A 19,844-nucleotide genomic window follows, 5' to 3' on the forward strand; every position below is an offset into this window, starting at 1 on the left:
ATCCCCCTACTGGATGCTGCGGAGCGCCTGTTCGAGGATCTCGGCGCCCTCTTCCGCCTCGGCGACGGTCAGGGAGAGCGGCGGCGCGATGCGCAGCACGCTGGTGTCGTACCCGCCGCCCTTGCCGACCAGCAGTCCGCCCGCGCGGGCGGCCTCCAGGACGGCGGCGGCCGCGTCCGGGTCGGCCTGGTCGGTGCCGGGCCTGGTCAGCTCCAGGCCGGCCATCAGGCCCCGGCCGCGTACCTCCCGTACGGCGGGCGCGTGGGCGGCGATCGCGCGCAGCCGCTCCAGGAGGAGGCCGCCGACGCGCCGGGCGTTGCCCTGGAGGTCGTGGTCCAGCAGGTAGGCGAGGTTGGCGTTGCCCGCCGCCATGGTGACCGGGGAGCCGCCGAAGGTGGAGATGGAGTTGGAGTCGAGGCAGTTCATCACCTCCGCGCGGGCGACGACCCCGCCGATGGACATGCCGTTGCCGATGCCCTTGGCGAAGGTGAGGATGTCCGGCGGGCCGTTCTGGGCGTGGGCCTGCCAGCCCCAGAAGTTGTCGCCCGTACGCCCCCAGCCGGTCTGCACCTCGTCGCTGATCCAGAGGATGCCGTGGCGGTCCAGGACCTCGCGGAAGGCTCCGTAGAGGCCGTCGGGCGGGGAGGTGAAGCCGCCGACGCCCTGGACGGGCTCGGCGATGAGCGCGGCCGCTCCCCCGCGGGCCTGGCCGAGGACGTCTTCGAGGTCCGCGACGGCGGCGGCGGTGAAGTCGGCGTCGGAGAGGTGGGCGAAGGGGCCGCGGGTGCGGACGGCGCCGTGGACGTAGTACGTCTGGAGCGGCGAGAGGCTGGTCGGGGACCAGCCGCGGTTGCCCGTGACGGACACGGTGGAGAAGGACCGGCCGTGGTAGCTGTTGCGCATCGCCAGGATCTGGTTGGAGCGGCGGTACGCCGTCGCGAGCAGCAGGGCGGTGTCGTTGGCCTCGGTGCCTGAGGTGGTGAAGAAGACCCGGGCGTCGGGGATGCCGGACAGGGCGGCGATCCGCTCGGCCAGCTCGATCATCGGGCGGTTGAGGTAGAGGGTGGAGGAGTGGATGATCCGTCCGGCCTGTTCGGAGACGGCCTTGGTGACCTCGGGCAGGGCGTGGGCGGTCATCGTGGTGAGGATGCCGCCGAAGAAGTCGAGGTAGCGGTTGCCGTCGGCGTCCCAGACGTGGCGGCCCTCGCCGTGGGTCAGCTCGATGGGGCGGTCGTAGTAGAGCGCGAGCCAGTCGGGCAGGACGGAACGGTGGCGGCTGTGCAGGGGGATGGGGTTGCTCACGGTTGTACAAGCCCTCCGTAGGCGTCGGGGCGGCGGTCGCGGTAGAAGGCCCACTGGGTGCGGACTTCCTCGATGAGGCCGAAGTCGAGGTCGCGGATGAGGAGTTCCTCCTCCTTGTCGCTGGCGACATCGCCCACGAACTTGCCGCGCGGGTCCACGAAGTAGCTGGTGCCGTAGAAGTCGTTGTCGCCGTACTCCTCCCGGCCCACGCGGTTGATGGCCGCGACGAAGTACTCGTTGGCCACGGCGGATGCGGGCTGTTCCAGCTGCCACAGGTGCGAGGAGAGGCCGCGGTGGGTGGCGGACGGGTTGTACACCAGCTGGGCGCCGGCCAGGCCCAGTTGGCGCCATCCCTCGGGGAAGTGGCGGTCGTAGCAGATGTACACGCCGACCCGGCCGACGGCGGTGTCGAAGACGGGCCAGCCGAGGTTGCCCGGGCGGAAGTAGTACTTCTCCCAGAAGCCCTTGACCTGGGGGATGTGGTGCTTGCGGTACTTGCCGAGGTAGCTGCCGTCGGCGTCGATGACGGCGGCGGTGTTGTAGTAGAAACCCTCGCTCTCCCGCTCGAAGACGGGGACGACGACCACCATGCCGGTCTCGCGGGCGAGGTCCTGCATGCGGTGGACGGTCGGGCCTTCGGGGACGGCCTCGGCCCATCGGTAGTGCTCGGGCTCCTGGACCTGGCAGAAGTAGGGGGCGTTGAACACCTCCTGGAAGCCGATGATCTTCGCACCCTGGGCGGCGGCCCGGCGGGCGTGCTCCTCGTGCTTGGCGATCATCGACTCGGTGTCTCCGGTCCAGGTGGCCTGGACCAGCGCGGCGCGGACGACTTGGGCCATGAGCTGCTCCTCGCGACGGGCGACGGGAACGCCGGTTCTACGCACGTAGACGGTGTACGTAGGGAGTAGAACGTAGGCCTCGTCACAGCGTGGGGCAAGACCGCCGTGCGCGGTTGGAGTAGTCGATCACGTTACGTCGTCCCGTGGTCGATTGCGGTCAGGAGACGGGCGGTTTACGCCGTGGCGATGCCTGCCACGCGGCGTCGGCGCGTTCCGCCCGCGGCCGAAGCGGGCGCCGCGCGGGGCCTGCCGGGCCGTCTCGGGCTCCCGTTCCGGGGGGCCGAAGCGGGCGCCGCGCGGGGCGGGGGCGGTGAAACGCCCCGCGCCGCCGCCAGTTGACTGATCACCAGCGAAGTCGCGGTCTCCATGACCGCATTGGACCCCACCAGTGTTACGGGCGGGCTACGGGCGTCTCAAAGCTTCACGGCGATCCCGGTGTGCGGCCGCTTCCCCCGCCGCGCCACCGAGGCGGGCAGGTCCACCGCCCAGAACTGCCAGGTGTACTTCCGGGACATCAGCCGGCGCACCCTCTTCAGCCCGGCCTCGTCCAGCAGCCGCGCCTCGCCCTCCAGCACGGGCGCCCCCTCCGCCACGCGCCCCCGCACGTCGCACGCGGCGACGGTGACCCGCGCGTTGTTGCGTATCCGCTTCACCTTCCACGAATCGCTGCGCGTCCATACGTACAGCTCACCGCCGTCGGCCACCGCCCACACCGGAGTGGCGACGGGTGTGCCGTCCTTCCGGAAGGTGGTGAGGCTGACGTACCTGCCCCGGTCCAGCTCTTCAAGAGTCATGACCGGAGCCTAAGGGTGGCGGTGGCCCCCTCCAGCCGGCGGGCCTGCCGGCTGGAGCCGGTGTGGCCGGCGGCGGCGCCCGGGTGGCGGAGGACCAGGTCGCCCTGGTCCTTGGCACGGCCTCGGCCCTCGGGGACGGCGCAGGCCGCGAGCAGGAGACCGACCGCGAGCAGCGCACCGAGGAGTCCGAGACCGAGTCGCTTGGATGCGTTCGTGGCTGACACGCCTTCACGCTTCCCCCGCGCTCTCACCGCCGATTGGTCCGTTCGGCCGCCGCGCCCGCCCGAACGACGGGGCCCGTGGGGCCGGTCGGACCCGCACCGGGCCCGGGGCGGCGGGAACTAGGCGGGAACGACGGCGCAGCGCCTCAGCAGCTCGTCCAGGGAGAGCCCGAGCGCCTCGGCGAGGGCCGCGACCGTGAAGAAGGCGGGGGTGGGCGCCCGGCCGGTCTCGATCTTGCGCAGGGTCTCGGCGGAGAGCCCGGCGCCAGCGGCGACCTCGACCATGCTGCGGGCGCCGCGAGCCTCGCGCAGAAGGGCGCCCAGACGCTCGCCGCGCTCGCGCTCTTCGGGGGTGAGAGGGGTACGGACCATGCCCTCATCCTACCCGACACACCAATAAGTATCCCGTTATAGTTATACCGGTATAGTTATTGGCATGGTGGAACTGAAGACGGACCGACAGATCGACGAGATGCGCGCCGCGGGCCGGGTGGTCGCGCACGCCTTGGCAGCCGTACGGGAGGCCGCGCGCACCGGGGTGTCCCTGCTGGACCTGGACCGGGTGGCCCACGAGGTGCTGCGGGAGGCCGGCGCGAGCTCTCCCTTCCTGGGCTACCGGCCGCAGTTCGCGCCCGTGCCCTTTCCCGCCGTGGTGTGCGCTTCGGTCAACGACGCGATCGTGCACGGCATCCCCGACGGGTACCGGCTGCGCGACGGCGACCTGATCAGCATCGACTGCGGGGCGGAGCTCGGCGGCTGGGTCGGGGACGCGGCGGTGAGCTTCACGGTCGGCCGGCCGCGCCCGGCCGACCTCCGGCTGATCGAGGCCGCCGAGGCGGCCCTCGCGGCCGGGATCGCCGCCGCCGTGCCCGGCAACAGGATCGGGGACATCGCCCACGCCATCGGCACGGTCGGCCGCGCCGCCGGATACGGCATTCCGGACGGCTTCGGCGGCCACGGCGTCGGCCGCGGCATGCACGAGGACCCGGGCGTGCCCAACGAGGGCCGGCCGGGCCGCGGCATGAAGCTGCGCCCCGGCATGGTCCTCGCCATCGAGCCGATGCTGATCGCCGGCGGTACGGACGACTACCGGTGCGACGGGGACGGCTGGACCCTGCGCACCCTCGACGGCAGCCGGGCCGCGCACGCGGAGCACACGGTCGCGATCACCGACGAGGGCCCGAGGGTCCTCACCTCGCCGTAAGGCCCCAAGTCCCCAAGGCCCCCGAGCCCCTACGGCTTCCCGTGCGGGCGGACCACCATGGCGGAGCCGCCGCCCCGCCGGCTCGTCTCGGCCGCCGCCAGCCAGCGGCCGTCCGGCAGCCGCTGCACGCCGGTCGCGGCGCCGATCTCCGGGTTCTGCCGGAAGCCCTGGCCGAGCGCCTCCAGCTCCGCGCGCAGCGGGCTGTTCCACAGGCCCGGCTCCAGCTCGGTGGTGGTCTGGTTGCGCTGGCTGGCCCGCGGCGCCGCGATGGCGTCGACGAGCGGCAGGCCCCGGTCCAGGTGGCCGGTCAGGGTCTGCAGGACGGTGGTGATGATGGTGGCACCGCCCGGGGAGCCCACCGCGAGGACGGGCCGCCCGTCGTCCAGCACGATGGTCGGGGACATGGAGGACCGCGGCCGCTTGCCGGGGCCGGGCAGGTTCGGGTCCGGGACACCGGGCGCGGCCGGAGCGAAGGAGAAGTCCGTCAGCTCGTTGTTGAGCAGGAAGCCGCGGCCCGGGACGGTGATCGCGCTGCCGCCCGTGGACTCGATGGTCAGGGTGTAGGAGACCACGTTGCCCCAGCGGTCGGCGACCGTCAGGTGGGTGGTGTTCTCCCCCTCGTAGGTGGTCGGGGCGGCCTGCCCGGTCGTGGCGCAGGGTACGGGGCTGCGCGGGTCCCCGGGGGCCAGCGGGCTGGTCAGCGCCCGGTCCGGCCTGATCAGGCAGGCGCGCGAGTCGGCGAACCGCTGGGAGAGCAGTTCGCGCGTCGGCACGTCCTCGGCGGCCGGATCGCCGACCCAGCGGCCCCGGTCGGCGAAGGAGATCCGGGAGGCTTCGATGAACCGGTGCAGGTACTGCGCCTCGGACAGCTTCGAGAGGTCGGTCCCCTCCAGGATGTTCAGCGCCTCGCCGACGGTGGTGCCGCCGGAGGAGGAGGGCGCCATGCTGTAGACGTCCAGGCCGCGGTAGCCCACCCGGGTCGGGGCCTGGCGCTTGGTCGCGTACGCGCGCAGGTCGCCGGCGGTCAGGTCGCCGGGCCGGACGTTGCGCGTGGCCGCCGGGTCCACCGGTGGCTTGCGGACGGCTTGGACGATGTCGTCGGCGATGGGCCCCTTGTAGAGGGCGCCGGTTCCCTTTCGCCCGAGCTCGGCGTACGTGGCGGCCAGGTCCGGGTTCTTGAAGGTGGAGCCCACCACGGGCAGGGCGCCGTTCGGCAGGAACAGCTTCCGCGTGTCGGGGAAGTCCTTGAACCGGTTTTGGTTGGCCTCGGTCTGGGCCCGGAAGGTGGGATCCACGGTGAAGCCGTCGCGGGCCAGTTTCCCGGCGGGCTCGAGCAGCCGGCCGAGCGGGCGGCTGCCCCAGGCGTCGAGCGCGCTCTTCCAGGTGGCCGGGGTGCCGGGGACGCCGACCCCGCGGCCGCTGGTCTGGCCCTCGGCGAAGGGGATGGGGACGCCGTTCTCCTGGAAGAGGGTGGCGGTGGCCGTGGCGGGGGCGGTTTCGCGGCCGTCGATGGTCTGCACCCGGCGGGACGCGGCGTCGTAGTAGACGAAGTAGCCGCCTCCGCCGATGCCGGCCGAGTAGGGCTCGGTGACGCCCAGCGCGGCGGCCGTGGCGACGGCCGCGTCGACGGCGTTGCCGCCGGAGCGCAGGACGGCGATACCGGCGGCGGAGGCGTCCGCGTCGACGCTGGCGACGGCCCCGCCGTAGCCGGCGGCGACGGGCACCTTGGGCGGGGTGGCCTGGGCCGAAGGCGGGGCGGCGGCTCCGGTCGAGACGAGTGCGGCGGCGACGGCCAGCAGCGGTAGCGTACGGGCGGCGCGACGGTGCATCCGGACCTCCAGTGGCAGCGTGCGCCGAGCCTAGCGGGCGCCCCGCCGTCCCGTCAGGACGTCGGGCCGGCCGTGCGGTTCGCGGGCCGGACACCGGCTGGTGACCCCCGACATCGGATGCCCTAGCATCCCGCGCATGAACGACGACGTGCGCAACATCGTGCTCGGGGTGATGGCCACCGCCTGCAGCGGCGGGTTCGGCTGGTTCACCCGGACCTACCTCTGGCGGCGCGCGCTGCGCCGCAAGCAGGCCTTCTTCGGCCTGCCGACCGGGTCCGACTGTCTGTTCGTGGTCAACCGCCAGATGGGCGGCACCGATTCCTCCCTGCACCGCAACGATGCCTTCGCCCTCCTGGAGATATCCGCCCTCATCAAGGACTGCGGGGCGAACGTGCAGATCGTCACCCACGACGGGGCCCGCCAGGGCTTCGGCGAGCGGGCCGAGTTCTGCGTGGGCGGGCCCGTCTCCAATGCCCGTACGACGGCGCATCTGGCCTCCATGCTGCCGGGGGTGCGCACCGACGTCGGCCTGGAGCCGGGCCATCCGGATCGCGGGGCCATCCGCGTCGGCGAGGAGAAGTACCGCTGGGAGAAGGGCCGGGTCGAGCACGTCCTGCTGGCGCGGCTGACGACCGGGCAGGGCTCGCGGCCGGTGTTCCTGCTGTCGGGCCAGACCGCCAACAGCAACCAGGCCGCCGCCCGTTATCTCGCCAAGCACCATGTGCAGCTGGCCCGCGAGTACGGCAACGAGTCGTTCTGCGTGATGCTGAAGGTGATCAACTCCGATGCCTACGGGCCGGATGTGACGGAGCTGGTGGCCGATGTCACCCGGCAGGCCCGGACACCCGTAGCGGAAGCCGCGTGATCCCGTTGATGAAGTTGGACACCAGTCGCCGCGGCGGGCCCGCCAGTTCGGGTACGGGCATGGTCGCGCACCACTCCTCGTAGAGGGTGCGCAACTGGAGCCGGGCGAAGTGGGCGCCGAGGCAGACGTGCGGGCCGTCCCCGAAGGAGACGTGCGGGTTGGGCGCCCGGCCGAGGTCGAGGCGGCCGGGGGCGGGGTCGGTGAAGACGCGCTCGTCGTGGTTGGCGGAGGCGTGGAAGACGACCACCTTGTCCCCGGCCCGGATCGGCTGCCCGGCCAGTACGGTGTCGGCGGCGGCCGTGCGGCGGAAGCTGAGCACCGGCGGGTGGACGCGCAGCAGTTCGTCGACGGCCCGCTCCACCGGGACCTGTCCTGCGGCGAGTTGCCGGTAGGCATCCGGTGCGTGGGCGAGCGCGAGCAGCCCGCCGGGCGCGGCGCTGCGGACGGTGTCGTTGCCGGCGACGGTGAGCAGGAAGAAGAACATCTCCAGTTCGGCGTCGTCGAGTCCGGCGTGCGCCAGCGCGGTCATCACGTCGTCGCCGGGGTGCGCCCGCTTGTGGGCGGCCAGTTCCCGGGCGTACGCGAACATCTCGCCGAGCAGCGCCGGGGAGCGCGGGTTCAGCGGCTTGCCGTCGGGGCCGAGCAGGGGCGCGGGCGCGTCCTCGGGATCCTGGTAGCCGATGACCCGTACGGTCCACTCCAGGAGCAGCGCGCGGTCGGCGGGCGGGACGCCCAGCAGGTCGGTGAGGTTGAGCAGGGCGTACTCGTCGGTGACCGTGCGCACCAGGTCGGCGGTCCCGTCCTCGGCCCGGTCCCGGGCGGCGGCCAGCAGCGTACGGGCCCGCTCGCGCACCCGCCCGGCGAAGGCCTCGACGCGGGCGGGGGTGAAGGCGCGGGCGACGAGGCGGCGCAGGCGCCCGTGCTGCGGCGGATCCTGGTTGAGCATGGTCCGGCGCAGGAAGGGCAGGTCGGCCGGGTCGGGGTCGCGGATCTGGGTGGCGCCGAGCCAGGAGGAGTACGTGCGGTGGTCGCGCAGGACGCGCACCACGTCGGCGTGCCGGGTGACCGCCCAGAAGCCGGGGCCTGCGGGCCAGCCCTCGATCTCCGGCTCCGCCTGCCAGGCCACGGGGTGCCGATCGCGCAGCAGCCGGTATCGCTCGTGCGGGATGCCGTCGGCGTAGATGCGGGGGTCGAAGACGTCTGGGACGTCCGCGGCGTGGTCCATGGGGCCACCGTGACGGGTGCGCTGCCCCGACCGCAAGGGCGCGCGGCCGACCGCGGGCCGGCCGCACACGTCAGCGCTTCAGGTCGCACTCGGCGGACGGGATGGTGGTGTCGGTGCCCTGCAGGGTGACCCGGCTGAGGGTGTCCGGCACGGCGGAGACGCCGACGGTGCACACGAGCTGGCTGCGGGCCAGTTCCGACAGGTCGCCCACGGCGAACGGCACACGGACCGTCATCCCCTCGCTCGGCGAGTACTCGCTCACCGTCACCGAGTCCTCCTTCCCGGCGGGCAGCCGGGGCAGCGCCGTGGTGAGCCCGGCCTCCCCTGCCCGGCCGCCGGGGCCGTCCAGCAGCAGGTGCACGAGCGCCAGGGGCGCGATGGTGTAGCCGTCGAACAACGTGAACGGGGCCGGGACGAGCCGGTCGCCCTCCTTGGAGAGGAAGTAGAGGACGGTGCTCTTGCCGGCCCCGGGGACCTTGACGGTGGCGGCGTGGCCGCTGTCGATCACCCCGGTGGTTTTGATCCCGCATCCGGCGAGCAGCAGGGTGCAGCCCGCCAGCGCCGTGGCCGCCGCGGCCCGGGACCTCGTCTTCCGCGCTGTCATACCTGTGCCTCCAGCGGCATGTCGAGGGTGAAGACCGCTCCCCCGGAAGGCGCGTTGGCCGCGCGGAGGGTGCCACCGTGCAGGCGGACGTTCTCCAGGGTGATGGCGAGCCCGAGGCCGCTGCCGGCGGAGCGGGTCCTGGCCGCGTCGGCCTTGAAGAAGCGGTCGAAGATGTGCGGCAGCACCTCGGGGGCGATGCCGGGTCCGCTGTCGGCGACGCCGATCAGCAGCCGTTCGCCGTCCTCGCCCGGTGCGGTGCGCACGGTGACGCTCACGGGGGCACCGCCGTGCCGCAGGGCGTTGCCGACGAGGTTGGCGAGGACCACGTCGAAGCGGCGCGGGTCGAGCCGGGCGCGCACCTGATCCGGCAGCTCGGTGACGACGCGGCCGTCGTCCCAGTGGCGGCGTTCGAGGGTCTTGCGCACGGCTTCGGCGATGTCCACGTCGTCGAGATTGAGCTCGGCGGCCCGGGCGTCGAAGCGGGAGATCTCCATCAGGTCCTCGACGAGGCCGGCGAGTTTGCCCGTCTCGGAGCTGACCAGGCGCAGGGCCTTGGCGGTGTCGGCGTCGAGGCGCTCGGCGTCCTCGTCGAGGACCTCGGTGACGGCGAGCATCCCGGCGAGGGGGGTGCGCAGTTCGTGGGAGACGTCGGAGGCGAAGCGGCGGGCGCGGACCTCCGCGTCCTGGAGCTCTCGCACGGACTGCTCCAGGGCGCGGGCGGTCTCGTTGAAGGTGCGGGCGAGTCCGGCGAGTTCGTCGGCGCCCCGGACCTCGATGCGGGTGTCGAGGTGGCCGCGGCCCAGCCGCTGGGCGGCCCGGCGCATGTCGCGGACCGGCCGCAGCACACTGCGGGCGGCCAGCAGGGCGGGGATGACGGCGATGGCCAGGCCCGGGACGGCGCCCTGCTTGGCGGCGTCGACCATGGCCTCGACGGTCTGCTTCTCGGTGGAGAGCGGGATGCCGGCGAAGAAGACGGCCCCGGTGGATTCGGCGGAGCCGTTGTGCTCGAAGAGGGCGGGGACGCCGACGGTGAGCCACGGGTTGCCGCGCTGGTCCTCGACCCGCTGGAAGGCGGTGTACTGGTTGTTGCGGACCTTGTCGCGCAGGTTGTCGGTGATCACGCCGGAGGTGGGCGTGCCGGGGTTGGTGGAGACGCGCAGACTGCCGTACTCGCCGAAGACGATCCACGGGTGCGGTTTGCCGCGCTTGCCGAGCTCGATGACGACGCGCTGGAGCTCCTGCTGGTCCAGGGGGAGGCGGATCTCCTGCTGCTCCACCTGGTCCCGCAGGGTGTTGACGGCGGTGTCCTGGGTCTGTTTGAGGATCGCGTTGCGCGCCTGCTGGTAGGTGAGGGCGGCGGTGGTCACCGCGCTGATCGCGGCGACCAGCAGGAAGGCCGCGATCAGCCGGGTGCGCAGGCCCAGCGGCGCTATGCGTTTCACCGGGGCCTACAGGGGGCCGAAGCGGTAGCCGAAGCCCCGCACGGTCTGTATGTAGCGGGGGCTGCCGGCGGGGTCCTCGATCTTGTGGCGCAGGCGGCGGACGCAGGCGTCCACGAGCCGGGCGTCGGCGTGGTAGCTGTGGTCCCAGACGTACTCCAGGAGCTGCTGGCGGGAGAAGACCTGCTCGGGTGAGGCCGACAGGTGCAGCAGGAGCTTGATCTCGCTGGGCGCCAGTGCGACGCGTTCGCCGTTCTTGGCGACGGTCAGCCCGGCGCGGTCGATGGCCAGTTCGCCGTGGACCTGGACCTCGGGGCGGGCGCCGACGGGGTCGGTGAGCCGGCGCAGCACGGCCCTGATCCGGGCCTCTATGACCTGGGTGCGGGCGGGTTTGACGATGTAGTCGTCGGCGCCTGCCTCGAGGCCGATGACGATGTCGAAGTCGTCGCCGCGTGCGGTGAGCATGATGATCGGCACTTCGCTGGTCTCGCGGATGCGGTGGCAGACCTGGACGCCGCTGATCCCCGGCAGCATCAGGTCGAGCAGGACGAGCTCGGGGCGGAAGGCCCCCATCAGGGCGAGGCCTTCCTCGCCGGTCTCGGCGGAGCTCACCTCGTGGCCGCGCCGGCGCAGGCCGAGGCCCACTCCCTCCCGGATGGACGGGTCGTCCTCGATCAGCAGTACGCGTGGCATCCGGTCAGTATCCCAAGGTGTTCCACCGCTTCTCCTCCCCCTACCGGCCGGTCTTGCGCCGCAGGGAGTCCAGCAGGTCGGTGATCTCCGTCAGGCGCAGCGGCCCGGCGAGGAGGACGACGACGAGCGCCAGCGCCGCGGTTCCCGCCCCGACGGCGGCGAAGTCGCCGAAGCGGTCGGCGGCGCGGGCGGCGGCGTACCCGGCGGCCGCCGCCGGGGTGCAGGCGGCGAGCAGGCGCAGGTGGGTCCGTACGGCGGTCGCGCGCCGCTCCGTACGGGTGGCCGCGTGCGGGCCGAGCCGGCGGGAGAGGGTGTGGGCGGTCACGGCGGCCCCCGCGAGGAAGGCGAGGGAGGTGGCGGCGGCCATGCCGGTGACGGCCCAGCGCGGGCTGAGGAGGAAGTACGCGGCCGCGGACAGTCCGGCGTTCAGCGCGGCGACGACCAGGTTCAGGAAGAAGGGGGTGCGGGTGTCGGAGAGGGCGTAGAAGCCGCGGGAGAGCACGTACTGGGCGGAGTAGGCGATCAGTCCGGGCGCGAAGGCCATGAGTATGCCCGCCATCACCTCGATGTCGGCGGCGCCGGTGCGGCCGTACTCGAAGACGCTGCCGATCACCCAGGGGGCGAGGGCGGCGAAGAGCGCGGCGGCGGGGACGACGAGGGCCGCGCTGGAGCGCAGGGCGTACGAGATGTCCCGGCGGACGGCGCCGAGGTCGGCGTCGGAGGCGGCGGCGCTCATCCGGGGCATCAGGGCGGTGACGAGGGAGACGGTGATGATGCCCTGGGGGACGATCCACAGCTGGTAGGCGTTGCTGTAGGCGGTGTAGCCGGCGCCGCCCGCGAGGCCGGCTTCGACGGCGTGCTGCCCGGTGGCGGTGGAGAGCCGGGTGACGACCCAGTAGGCGATCTGGTTGGTGAAGACGAGCATGACCAGCCAGCCCGCGTTGCGCAGCGGGCGGCCCAGTCCGCTGCCGCGCCAGTCGAAGCGGGGGCGCCAGCGGAATCCTGCGGCGCGCAGCGAGGGGACCAGGGCGAGGGCCTGGATGACGATGCCGGCGGTGGTGCCGAGGCCCAGCAGCCGGGTCTCGGAGGCGGTCAGGCCGTCGGCGGCGTCGTGGGAGACGTAGAGGAAGAGCCCGAAGACGCCGATGATCACGAAGTTGTTGAGGACCGGGGTCCACATCATCGCGCCGAACCTGCCGCGGGCGTTCAGCACTTGGCCGAGCAGGGTGAAGAGCCCGTAGAAGAGGATCTGCGGCAGGCAGTACCGGGCCAGGGCCACGGTGGTGTCCGCCTGGGCTCCGCTGTAGTCGGTGTACGCCGAGACGATCACCGGGGCGGCGAGGACCGCGACGGCGGTGAGCGCGACGAGGGCGGCGGTGCAGGCGGTGAGCAGCCGGTCGGTGTAGGCGGAGCCGCCGTCGGAGTGCTCCTTGGCGGCGCGCACCAGCTCGGGGACGAAGACGGCGTTGAGGGCGCCGCCGATGAGCAGCATGTAGAGGATGTTGGGGACCGTGTTGGCGACGGCGTAGCCGTCGCCGAGCAGTCCGGTGCCGAGCGCCGCGACGACGACGGCGGAGCGGACGAAACCGGTGGCGCGGGAGACGAGGGAGCCGGCCGCCATGAGGGCGCCGCTGCGCAGCACGGAGGTCTTTTTCGGCGCCGCGGTGTCGGCGCCCGCCTCGGCGGGTCTGGCGCCGGTGGACGTGTCGGCGGCGGTGCCGTTGGCGGTGTCGGTGCCGTTGGCGGTGTCGGTGCCGTTGGCGGTGTCGGTGCCGTTGGCGGTGTCGGTGGCCGTCACCGGCGGGCCATGTAGGCCTGGAACGCCTTGTAGAGCGCCGTGTTGGTGTATCCGTCCATCGGGGTCTCCCACTCTCCGAGCGTCTCGACGACCTGTCCGCCGGTGCCGAGCTTCCAGCGCAGCAGCCCGAAAGAGCGTTCGCCGGGGTCGAGGGTGGAGGGTACCCCGCGCATGTCGCATTCGTCCGCTCCGAGGGCATGGGCGTCCCGCATCATGCGCCACTGAAGGGCGTTGCTGGGGCGGACCTCGCGGCGGTGGTCGGCGGAGGCGCCGGTCTGGTACCAGACCCGGGTCCCGGTGCTGATCATCGTGTGGGCGGCGAGGACCTCGCCCTGGTGGATGCCCAGGTAGAGCCGCATCCGCCCCGGCTGCTCGGCGTTGAGGACCTTGTACTGCCGCTCGTAGTACGCGAGGGAGCGGCCGAGCCGGAAGCCGTCGCGCTCCTCGGTGATCCGCAGCAGCCGGTAGAACTCGGGCAGGTCGGCGGCGGTGCCGACGACCGTCTCCACGCCCGCCTTCCCTTGCGCACATTGCGCCGCCACTCCTGGTTCAGGCCCGACCACAGGTCGTCGAGGGTGCGGCCGGCCAGCGGTACGCGGAAGACGTGGCGGGGCTGTGCGTCACCGTCGTCCTCGCCGCCGCAGCGCTTCCAGCCGCGGGTGCGCAGCCGGTCGGCCAGGGCGGCGCCGACGGGGTCGACCTCGGTGGCGAGGACATCGGACACCTGGCGGCCGGGGCCGGTGCCCGATTTGACGGTGGCCGCGTCCCAGCGGCGGTAGGCGGGGGTGGGGCCGATGCGGACGGCGAAGGCTCCGGCGGCTCTCAGGTGGCGCATGAGGGGGGTGAGCCAGCGGTCGATGTGCGGGTCGGACCAGTCGGCAACGGGCCCCTCGGGGAGGTAGGCGAAGTATTTGCGGGTGCCGGGAAATTGGCGATAGAGAACGAGTCCGGCACCGACCAGGGTCCCGTCGGACAAGTGCCATCCGACCCTTTCCGAGTGCCAAAGGTCCTTCACCTCGCCCCACGACGGGTACTGCAGAAAGCTCGCCCGCCGGTGCCGTGAAAGGAACCACAGGTATTCGGAAACGGACAGGGCGCGCACGCCGAGCTCCTGGCCCTGGTCCTGCTGATGGGTGGTCACGAGCAGTGCACACACGGCTGACGGCCTTCCTGTCCGGTCCGATGGATACGCACAGGACTCTCACAGCCGCCCGTGACCGGAGGGCGCGGCGAATGTGACCGGACGATGACCGTTTCGCCGCGGTCCACGTCACAGCCGAAATGCCGACCTTTTCCCCGAGTTCCGCAACCTAAAGTCGCTCTGTCCGCTCCTACTTTGCGGACGCTCATTACTACTGCTACCCGAAGGGGCCCTTCGTTGAGCCGCACACGCCACACCGCCATGGCCGGCACCGCACTACTGGCCCTCGCGCTGACCGCCTGCGGGGGCGGCTCCGGAACCGTCGGAAGCGGCTCCGGCCAGGCGGAGACGAAGCAGGAGCAGAAGGCGGACATGGCGATCTCCGTGAACCTCACGGGCAATCAGGTCAAGGCCGGTGAGCCGGTGAAGGTGACCCTCTCCGAGGGCAAGCTGTCGCTGGTGAAGGTGACGGACGGCAAGGGCGGGGAACTGCCGGGCCGGATATCCGCCGACGGCAGGACCTGGACCTCGGAGCGCAACGCCCCGCCCGGCACGGACTACAAGGTGGAGGCGCAGAACACCGACACCAGGAAGATGACGGTGACCGAGGACGGCCAGACGGTGAAGACCATCCCGGTCTCGGCCGGAACCCCCGGCGGCCAGAAGGCCTCCTGGTCCGGGAAGATGGTGCTGATGTCCAAGGAGGGCACCATCCGGATGGACTCCCGGTCGGTGGGCCTGGGCGACGCCTACGACAAGACGGTCGACTACTCGATGCGGCTGACCTGGTCGGGCATGTACGCGCACGCCGCGCCGTGGAACAGCGGCAACTTCGGGAGCGCCAACACCAGTTCGGGCTGTGTGGGGATGAGCGACGCCAACGCGCGCGCCCTCTACGCCGAGGTGCAGGTCGGCGACCCCTTCGAGGTCGTCGGCGAGGGCTCGAAGGGCAATGCCGACATGGGCAACGGCTACGGCGAGTGGAACCTCTCCTGGGACCGGTGGAAGGCCAAGAGCGCCCTGTCCGGGGCCCCGCTGAACGGCTGAGCGGTCGACTGACTCTCGTTCAATCGTTACCAGCGCGTAACTTACCGATGGGTTACCTCCAGTAACCCCCTCCGGTTACCGTCGGGTCACTTTGACAACCCGGCGTACGCGAGGAGTGATTGATGGAACGCACCACCACCGCCGCAGCCGTGGCAGCCCTGCTGGCGGCAGCCGCCCTGGGCCTGGCCCCCCACCAGGCCCAGGCGGCGCCCGCAGTCTCCGCGACCGTCTCCGCCGATGCCCCGGCAGGCTCGTCGGGGCTGACCTTCCACGACATCCCGGGCTCCGGAGGCATCACCCTCAAGGGCAACGTCTTCACCCCGGCGGGCGCCGAGGCCGGCCGGAAGTACCCGCTGATCGTGCTGCCCACCAGCTGGGGCATGCCGCAGATCGAATACATCGCCCAGGCCAAGCAGCTCGCCGACTCCGGCTACGTGGTGGTGAGTTACACCTCCCGCGGCTTCTGGCTCTCCGGCGGCCAGATCGAGGTGGCCGGCCCGCCGGACATCGCCGACGTCTCCGCCGTCATCGACTGGGCCCTCGCCCACTCCCCCGCCGACGCCGCCCGCATCGGGCTCGGCGGCGTCTCGTACGGCGCGGGCATCAGCCTGCTGGCCTCCGCGCACGACCCGCGCATCAAGGCCGTGGTCGCGCTCAGCGGCTGGGCCGACCTCATCGAGTCCATCTACTCCGGCCGCACCCAGCACCTCCAGGCCGCCGGCATGCTCGGCGCCGCCGGCTACCTCACCGGCCGCCCCGGCCCCGAACTCCAGCAGATCCTCGGCGACTTCCTCGGCTCGAAGCTGGAGAACGAGCAGGCGATGATCGACTGGGGCAAGAAGCGCTCGGCCGCCGACCAGGTGGACCGGATCAACGCCAACGGCGCCGCGATCATGCTGGGCAACGCCTGGGGCGACACCATCTTCCCGCCCAACCAGTACGCGGAGTTCTTCGAGGAGCTGACCGGCCCCAAGCGCCTGGAGTTCCGCCCCGGCGACCACGCCACCGCCGAGGCCACCGGCCTGCTCGGCCTGCCCAACGACACCTGGACCAACGCCCGCCGCTGGTTCGACCGCTACCTCAAGGGCGAGCGCAACGGCGTCGACGCCGAGGCCCCGGTGCAGATCAAGTCCCGCAGCCACGACGGCTACGAGGGCTACGCCGACTGGAAGTCGGTCGGCTCCGGCGGCACCGAGAAGCTCGCGCTCTCCGACAGCGAGCACCTCTTCGCCAACGTGGACTCCGGCGCCAACGGCGGGATCATCTTCCTCTCCAGCATCCTCGACCAGTTCGCCAAGGCGCCCCCGACCGCCTCCATCCCGCTCCTCCCCCGCGCCTTCGCGGCGGTCTGGCAGTCCGAGCGCTACGGCGAGGACCGCCGCGTGCGCGGCACGGCCCGGCTGCACACCACCGTCACGCCCACGAAGGCCGACGGCACCTTCGTCGCGTACCTCTACGACGTGGGCCCGCTCGGCATCGGCAAGCTGGTCAGCAACGCCCCGTACACCTTCCACGACCGCACGCCCGGGCAGGCGTTCGGCGTGGACCTGGAGCTCTTCTCCACCGCCTACGACGTGCCCGCGGGCCACCGGCTCGCCCTCGTCGTCGACACCGTGGACCCGCTCTACATCGAGCACAACCCCACCGGCGCGCAGCTGACCTTCTCCTCGCCGAGCACCGATCCCTCGTACGTCTCGGTGCCGCTGCGCGAGCAGTGATCCACGGCTGCTGCCGGACCGGGGTCGCCCCACGCCCCCGGGCACAGGGGCGGAAGGCTCCTTGGGGGCTACTCCCGGCCCGGCAGCACGGGCTGCGGTCCCTTGACCGGGGGGCTGCCGGACCTGCCGCAGCCGGTGGCGGCGGCCGCGAGCAGGACGGCGACGAGGGCCAGTGTGCGCAGGTGTCTCATCGGTCGGGCTCCCTCAGTGCTTGAGGATCTTGGAAAGGAAGTCCCTGGCCCGCGCGCTCTCGGGCGCGGTGAAGAACTCCTCCGGGGTCCGGTCCTCGACGATCTTCCCGTCGGCCATGAACACGACGCGGTTGGCGGCGGAGCGGGCGAAGCCCATCTCATGGGTCACCACGACCATGGTCATGCCCTCTGCGGCCAGCTGCTGCATGACCTCCAGCACCTCGTTGATCATCTCCGGGTCGAGCGCGGAGGTGGGCTCGTCGAAGAGCAGGGCCTTGGGGTTCATGGCGAGGGCGCGGGCGATGGCGACGCGCTGCTGCTGGCCGCCGGAGAGCTGGGCGGGGTACTTGTCGGCCTGGTCGGCGAGGTCGACGCGGTCCAGGAGCTCCCGGGAGCGCTTGTCCGCCTCCCCCTTGCGGCGCCCCCGGACCTTGACCTGGGCGAGGGAGATGTTCGCGAGGACGGTCTTGTGCGCGAAGAGGTTGAAGGACTGGAAGACCATCCCCACCTCGGCGCGCAGGTGGGCCAGTTCCCTGCCCTCGGCGGGCAGCGGCTGTCCGTCGAGGAGGATCGTGCCCGATTCGACGGTCTCCAGCCGGTTCATGGCCCGGCAGAGGGTCGATTTCCCCGATCCGGAGGGGCCGATGACCACCACCACCTCCCCGCGGCCGACGGTGAGGTTGATGTCTTGGAGTACGTGCAACTGTCCGAAGTGCTTGTTGACGTCCCGCAGCTCGATCAACGGATCGACGGCCATGCGCTGCCCTGCCCACTTGTCGGTGTCGAGGTCAGCGCAAACTATCCAGCCCGGGAAGAGCACTTCCCCTCGACACGCCTAAAGGGGATATAAAGCTCGGCGGGGTCAGCCCTCCGAGGCTTCGGCGTAGGCCTGGCTGAGCTCGGGGGAGCCGGTCATCGCCCAGGAAACTCCCGATTCGATCACATTCAGCTCCCGGCCCGAGACCAGCCGGATCACCGGCTGGCCGTTGGGCCACACCTGCCAGCCGGCGCCGGGGATGGTGCGGATGATCACGGTCCCGAGGTAGAAGCCCGCGTCGTTGCCGAGCCACGGCACGATCTCGGGATCCCGCCGCCAGCGGGGCATCAGCTGATCGAGCGCCTCCAACGAGGCCTGGCTCTCGTCCAGTTCGAGCCCGGCCGCCCTCGCCTGGACACGCAGCATCTCGCACTCCGAGAACAACTCGGCGACGCCGTCGGGATCATCCGCGAGGGCGGCGGCGAGACCCGCGCCCTGTTCCGATTCGTGCCGGTTCAGCCAGTTGCCCAGGAAAGGGATGTTCATACCGCCCAGCGTCGCACCAGGATCCGCCCCTGGCCACAGGGCGCGCCTGGACAGGTTTCAGCGGTCGAGGTCCAGGTCCACGACGACCGGGGCGTGGTCGGAGGCACCCTTGCCCTTGCGCTCCTCGCGGTCGACGTAGGCGTCGGTGACGGCCTTGGCGAAGGGCGCGTTCCCGTACACCAGGTCGATGCGCATGCCCCTGTTCTTGGGGAAGGCGAGCTGGCGGTAGTCCCAGTACGTGTACGGACGGTCGTACTTGAGGGGGCGCGGCAGCACATCGGAGAGCCCGGCGGCCCGCAGCGACTCCAGGGCGGCCCGCTCGGCGGGGGTGACGTGGGTGAGGCCGGCGAAGAGGGCCGGGTCGTAGACGTCCTCGTCGGTCGGGGCCACGTTGAAGTCGCCGAGCACGGCGAAGGGGCGGGGCCCGGCCGCGTCCTCGGTGACGGCGGCGGTCAGGGCGCGGAACCAGTCCAGCTTGTAGCCGTAGTGGTCGTGCTCGACCTCGCGGCCGTTGGGCACGTAGACCGACCAGAGGCGGACCCCGCCGCAGGTGGCGGAGATCGCGCGGGGCTCGTCGACGCCCTCGTAGGCGGGCCCGCCGGGCAGCCCCGTCACCACGTCGTCCAGGCCGACCTTGGAGAGCAGGGCCACGCCGTTCCACCGGCCGGTGGCGTTGACCGCCGACTCGTAGCCCAGCTCGCGCAGCTCGGCGTGCGGGAACTGCTCGGCGGAGCACTTGGTCTCCTGGACGCACAGGACGTCCGGGCCGGAGCTCTCCAGCCAGGCCAGCAGGCGGGGCAGCCGGGCGGTGATGGAGTTGACGTTGAACGTGGCAATACGCATGCCTCCCAACCTACCGCCCGGCACCGACAGTCACAGATGGGCGCTGTCCCCGGCGGAGAGCCGGCCGTGGTCGGTGCGGCCCAGGGTGTCCAGGGCGAAGTCGTAGATAGGCCGCGCGATGTCGGAGAGGTAGGCGTCGTGGATGTCGATGGCGCGGAGCGGTTTGACCTCGCGGACGTAGTCGATCACCTCGGAGATCTTGTTCCAGGGCGCGTGCACCGGGAGCATCAGCGTCTCCACCGGGACCCCGGGCACGGTCAGGGCGTCCCCGGGGTGGAAGAGCGAAGCCTCCACCAGGTAGCCGACGTTCGTGACCCGCGGCAGGTCCGGGTGGATCACCGCGTGCAGTTCCCCGTGCACCTGGACCTCGAACCCGGCGGCGGTGAAGGCGTCGCCGTGGCCCACGGTGTGCACCCGGCCCGGATAGGCGGGGGCCAGCTTCTCCGCGACGCTGCGCAGGGTCCACAGCCCGGCCGCCGGATTCGCGTCGAGGGCGGCCCGCAGCCGGCCCTCCTCGAAGTGGTCGGGGTGTTCGTGCGTGACCAGCAGGGCGCCCGCCCCGAGGCCCGCGTCCGGTTCGCTGAAGGCGCCCGGGTCGATGACGAGCGTGCGCCCGTCCTTCTCCAGCTGGACGCAGGAGTGCAGCCGCTTGGTGAGCTTCATGATCCAAGGTTAGGCCGTCTCTTTCGGATCTTGTCGGCCGTGCCCGCGGTGTCCGGCGCCGTGCATGGCAAGGCGGAGGGGCGCCCGTGTACTGGACGTACTCGGGCGCCCCGACAACGCGGCCA

20 protein-coding genes and 1 pseudogene are annotated in these 19,844 nt (G+C 72.0%); 4 read left to right on the top strand and 17 right to left on the bottom strand.

Annotated elements, in window-relative coordinates:
• Nucleotides 1-6 precede the first annotated feature (6 nt).
• The 5 genes from J7E94_RS23505 to J7E94_RS23525 all read right to left on the bottom strand — a co-directional run bounded on the left by J7E94_RS23505 (nucleotide 7) and on the right by J7E94_RS23525 (nucleotide 3,528).
• Nucleotides 7-1,302, bottom strand: coding sequence for an aspartate aminotransferase family protein (locus J7E94_RS23505; protein WP_308345430.1), 1,296 nt, complete (start codon nucleotides 1,300-1,302; stop codon nucleotides 7-9).
• Entirely contained in the window at nucleotides 1,299-2,141 is an 843-nt protein-coding gene (locus J7E94_RS23510) for a nitrilase-related carbon-nitrogen hydrolase (protein WP_215018674.1), read from the bottom strand. The genes J7E94_RS23505 and J7E94_RS23510 overlap by 4 nt, the downstream gene beginning before the upstream one ends.
• A 413-nt stretch (nucleotides 2,142-2,554) precedes the next feature.
• Nucleotides 2,555-2,935, bottom strand: coding sequence for a PPOX class F420-dependent oxidoreductase (locus J7E94_RS23515; protein ID WP_215018608.1), 381 nt, complete (start codon nucleotides 2,933-2,935; stop codon nucleotides 2,555-2,557).
• Nucleotides 2,932-3,159, bottom strand: coding sequence for a hypothetical protein (locus J7E94_RS23520; protein WP_215018610.1), 228 nt, complete (start codon nucleotides 3,157-3,159; stop codon nucleotides 2,932-2,934). The genes J7E94_RS23515 and J7E94_RS23520 overlap by 4 nt, the downstream gene beginning before the upstream one ends.
• Nucleotides 3,160-3,276: 117 nt before the next feature.
• Nucleotides 3,277-3,528 (bottom strand): helix-turn-helix domain-containing protein, encoded by a 252-nt coding sequence (locus J7E94_RS23525; protein WP_215018611.1) that lies wholly within the window; start codon nucleotides 3,526-3,528, stop codon nucleotides 3,277-3,279.
• Nucleotides 3,529-3,592: 64 nt separating this feature from the next.
• Between J7E94_RS23525 and map the strand changes: the two genes are divergently transcribed.
• A complete protein-coding gene (map, locus tag J7E94_RS23530; RefSeq protein ID WP_215018613.1) occupies nucleotides 3,593-4,360 on the top strand; it encodes a type I methionyl aminopeptidase in 768 nt (255 codons plus the stop codon).
• Between the two features lie 29 nt (nucleotides 4,361-4,389).
• Here the strand turns inward: map and ggt are convergent, their stop codons facing one another.
• Nucleotides 4,390-6,189 (bottom strand): gamma-glutamyltransferase, encoded by a 1,800-nt coding sequence (ggt, locus tag J7E94_RS23535; RefSeq protein WP_215018615.1) that lies wholly within the window; start codon nucleotides 6,187-6,189, stop codon nucleotides 4,390-4,392.
• A gap of 136 nt (nucleotides 6,190-6,325) precedes the next feature.
• Between ggt and J7E94_RS23540 the strand changes: the two genes are divergently transcribed.
• Entirely contained in the window at nucleotides 6,326-7,054 is a 729-nt protein-coding gene (locus J7E94_RS23540; protein WP_215018617.1) for a hypothetical protein, read from the top strand.
• Here the strand turns inward: J7E94_RS23540 and J7E94_RS23545 are convergent.
• From J7E94_RS23545 to J7E94_RS23570, 6 genes and pseudogenes are all read right to left on the bottom strand, one after another.
• A complete protein-coding gene (locus J7E94_RS23545; RefSeq protein ID WP_215018619.1) occupies nucleotides 7,014-8,279 on the bottom strand; it encodes a cytochrome P450 in 1,266 nt (421 codons plus the stop codon). The two genes, J7E94_RS23540 and J7E94_RS23545, sit on opposite strands and share 41 nt — an antisense overlap.
• A 70-nt stretch (nucleotides 8,280-8,349) precedes the next feature.
• Nucleotides 8,350-8,883, bottom strand: a complete 534-nt coding sequence (locus J7E94_RS23550) for a GerMN domain-containing protein (protein WP_215018621.1) — start codon at nucleotides 8,881-8,883, stop codon at nucleotides 8,350-8,352.
• Nucleotides 8,880-10,325, bottom strand: coding sequence for a HAMP domain-containing sensor histidine kinase (locus tag J7E94_RS23555; protein ID WP_215018623.1), 1,446 nt, complete (start codon nucleotides 10,323-10,325; stop codon nucleotides 8,880-8,882). Before J7E94_RS23555 ends, J7E94_RS23550 begins: the two co-directional genes overlap by 4 nt.
• 6 nt (nucleotides 10,326-10,331) lie before the next feature.
• Entirely contained in the window at nucleotides 10,332-11,015 is a 684-nt protein-coding gene (locus J7E94_RS23560) for a response regulator transcription factor (protein ID WP_215018625.1), read from the bottom strand.
• A 40-nt stretch (nucleotides 11,016-11,055) separates the two neighbouring features.
• A complete protein-coding gene (gene murJ / locus J7E94_RS23565; protein ID WP_374224488.1) occupies nucleotides 11,056-12,813 on the bottom strand; it encodes a murein biosynthesis integral membrane protein MurJ in 1,758 nt (585 codons plus the stop codon).
• Nucleotides 12,810-13,915 (bottom strand): annotated as a pseudogene (locus J7E94_RS23570) (lipid II:glycine glycyltransferase FemX). The gene murJ and the pseudogene J7E94_RS23570 overlap by 4 nt, the downstream one beginning before the upstream one ends.
• Before the next feature lie 300 nt (nucleotides 13,916-14,215).
• On the opposite strand from J7E94_RS23570, the gene J7E94_RS23575 reads away from it, so the two are divergent.
• Entirely contained in the window at nucleotides 14,216-15,001 is a 786-nt protein-coding gene (locus J7E94_RS23575; protein WP_215018676.1) for a L,D-transpeptidase family protein, read from the top strand.
• Between the two features lie 122 nt (nucleotides 15,002-15,123).
• Complete coding sequence (locus J7E94_RS23580) at nucleotides 15,124-16,719, top strand: CocE/NonD family hydrolase (RefSeq protein WP_215018629.1); 1,596 nt, start codon at nucleotides 15,124-15,126, stop codon at nucleotides 16,717-16,719.
• A 68-nt stretch (nucleotides 16,720-16,787) separates the two neighbouring features.
• On the opposite strand, the gene J7E94_RS23585 is transcribed toward J7E94_RS23580, so the two are convergent.
• From J7E94_RS23585 to J7E94_RS23605, 5 genes are all read right to left on the bottom strand, one after another.
• Entirely contained in the window at nucleotides 16,788-16,910 is a 123-nt protein-coding gene (locus tag J7E94_RS23585; RefSeq protein WP_285440817.1) for a hypothetical protein, read from the bottom strand.
• Between the two features lie 13 nt (nucleotides 16,911-16,923).
• On the bottom strand, nucleotides 16,924-17,667 hold the full coding sequence (locus J7E94_RS23590; RefSeq protein WP_215018631.1) for an amino acid ABC transporter ATP-binding protein: 744 nt from the start codon (nucleotides 17,665-17,667) through the stop codon (nucleotides 16,924-16,926).
• Between the two features lie 105 nt (nucleotides 17,668-17,772).
• Nucleotides 17,773-18,213, bottom strand: a complete 441-nt coding sequence (locus tag J7E94_RS23595) for a DUF6278 family protein (protein WP_215018633.1) — start codon at nucleotides 18,211-18,213, stop codon at nucleotides 17,773-17,775.
• A 57-nt stretch (nucleotides 18,214-18,270) separates the two neighbouring features.
• On the bottom strand, nucleotides 18,271-19,056 hold the full coding sequence (locus J7E94_RS23600; protein ID WP_215018635.1) for an exodeoxyribonuclease III: 786 nt from the start codon (nucleotides 19,054-19,056) through the stop codon (nucleotides 18,271-18,273).
• A 30-nt stretch (nucleotides 19,057-19,086) separates the two neighbouring features.
• Complete coding sequence (locus J7E94_RS23605; protein ID WP_215018637.1) at nucleotides 19,087-19,719, bottom strand: MBL fold metallo-hydrolase; 633 nt, start codon at nucleotides 19,717-19,719, stop codon at nucleotides 19,087-19,089.
• Nucleotides 19,720-19,844 lie beyond the last annotated feature (125 nt).

The organism is Streptomyces sp. ISL-94 (genome assembly GCF_018614075.1).
Classification (GTDB): domain Bacteria; phylum Actinomycetota; class Actinomycetes; order Streptomycetales; family Streptomycetaceae; genus Streptomyces.

Bases quoted from the DNA above. Each gene is read 5' to 3' on its own strand.
- J7E94_RS23550 (WP_215018621.1), bottom strand. From the start codon at position 8,883: ATGACAGCGCGGAAGACGAGGTCCCGGGCCGCGGCGGCCACGGCGCTG.
- J7E94_RS23580 (WP_215018629.1), top strand. From the start codon at position 15,124: ATGGAACGCACCACCACCGCCGCAGCCGTGGCAGCCCTGCTGGCGGCA.
- J7E94_RS23595 (WP_215018633.1), bottom strand. From the start codon at position 18,213: ATGAACATCCCTTTCCTGGGCAACTGGCTGAACCGGCACGAATCGGAA.
- J7E94_RS23545 (WP_215018619.1), bottom strand. From the start codon at position 8,279: ATGGACCACGCCGCGGACGTCCCAGACGTCTTCGACCCCCGCATCTAC.
- J7E94_RS23540 (WP_215018617.1), top strand. From the start codon at position 6,326: ATGAACGACGACGTGCGCAACATCGTGCTCGGGGTGATGGCCACCGCC.
- J7E94_RS23600 (WP_215018635.1), bottom strand. From the start codon at position 19,056: ATGCGTATTGCCACGTTCAACGTCAACTCCATCACCGCCCGGCTGCCC.
- J7E94_RS23590 (WP_215018631.1), bottom strand. From the start codon at position 17,667: ATGGCCGTCGATCCGTTGATCGAGCTGCGGGACGTCAACAAGCACTTC.
- J7E94_RS23525 (WP_215018611.1), bottom strand. From the start codon at position 3,528: ATGGTCCGTACCCCTCTCACCCCCGAAGAGCGCGAGCGCGGCGAGCGT.
- J7E94_RS23605 (WP_215018637.1), bottom strand. From the start codon at position 19,719: ATGAAGCTCACCAAGCGGCTGCACTCCTGCGTCCAGCTGGAGAAGGAC.
- J7E94_RS23560 (WP_215018625.1), bottom strand. From the start codon at position 11,015: ATGCCACGCGTACTGCTGATCGAGGACGACCCGTCCATCCGGGAGGGA.
- J7E94_RS23575 (WP_215018676.1), top strand. From the start codon at position 14,216: ATGGCCGGCACCGCACTACTGGCCCTCGCGCTGACCGCCTGCGGGGGC.
- map (WP_215018613.1), top strand. From the start codon at position 3,593: ATGGTGGAACTGAAGACGGACCGACAGATCGACGAGATGCGCGCCGCG.
- J7E94_RS23510 (WP_215018674.1), bottom strand. From the start codon at position 2,141: ATGGCCCAAGTCGTCCGCGCCGCGCTGGTCCAGGCCACCTGGACCGGA.
- J7E94_RS23585 (WP_285440817.1), bottom strand. From the start codon at position 16,910: ATGAGACACCTGCGCACACTGGCCCTCGTCGCCGTCCTGCTCGCGGCC.
- ggt (WP_215018615.1), bottom strand. From the start codon at position 6,189: ATGCACCGTCGCGCCGCCCGTACGCTACCGCTGCTGGCCGTCGCCGCC.
- J7E94_RS23515 (WP_215018608.1), bottom strand. From the start codon at position 2,935: ATGACTCTTGAAGAGCTGGACCGGGGCAGGTACGTCAGCCTCACCACC.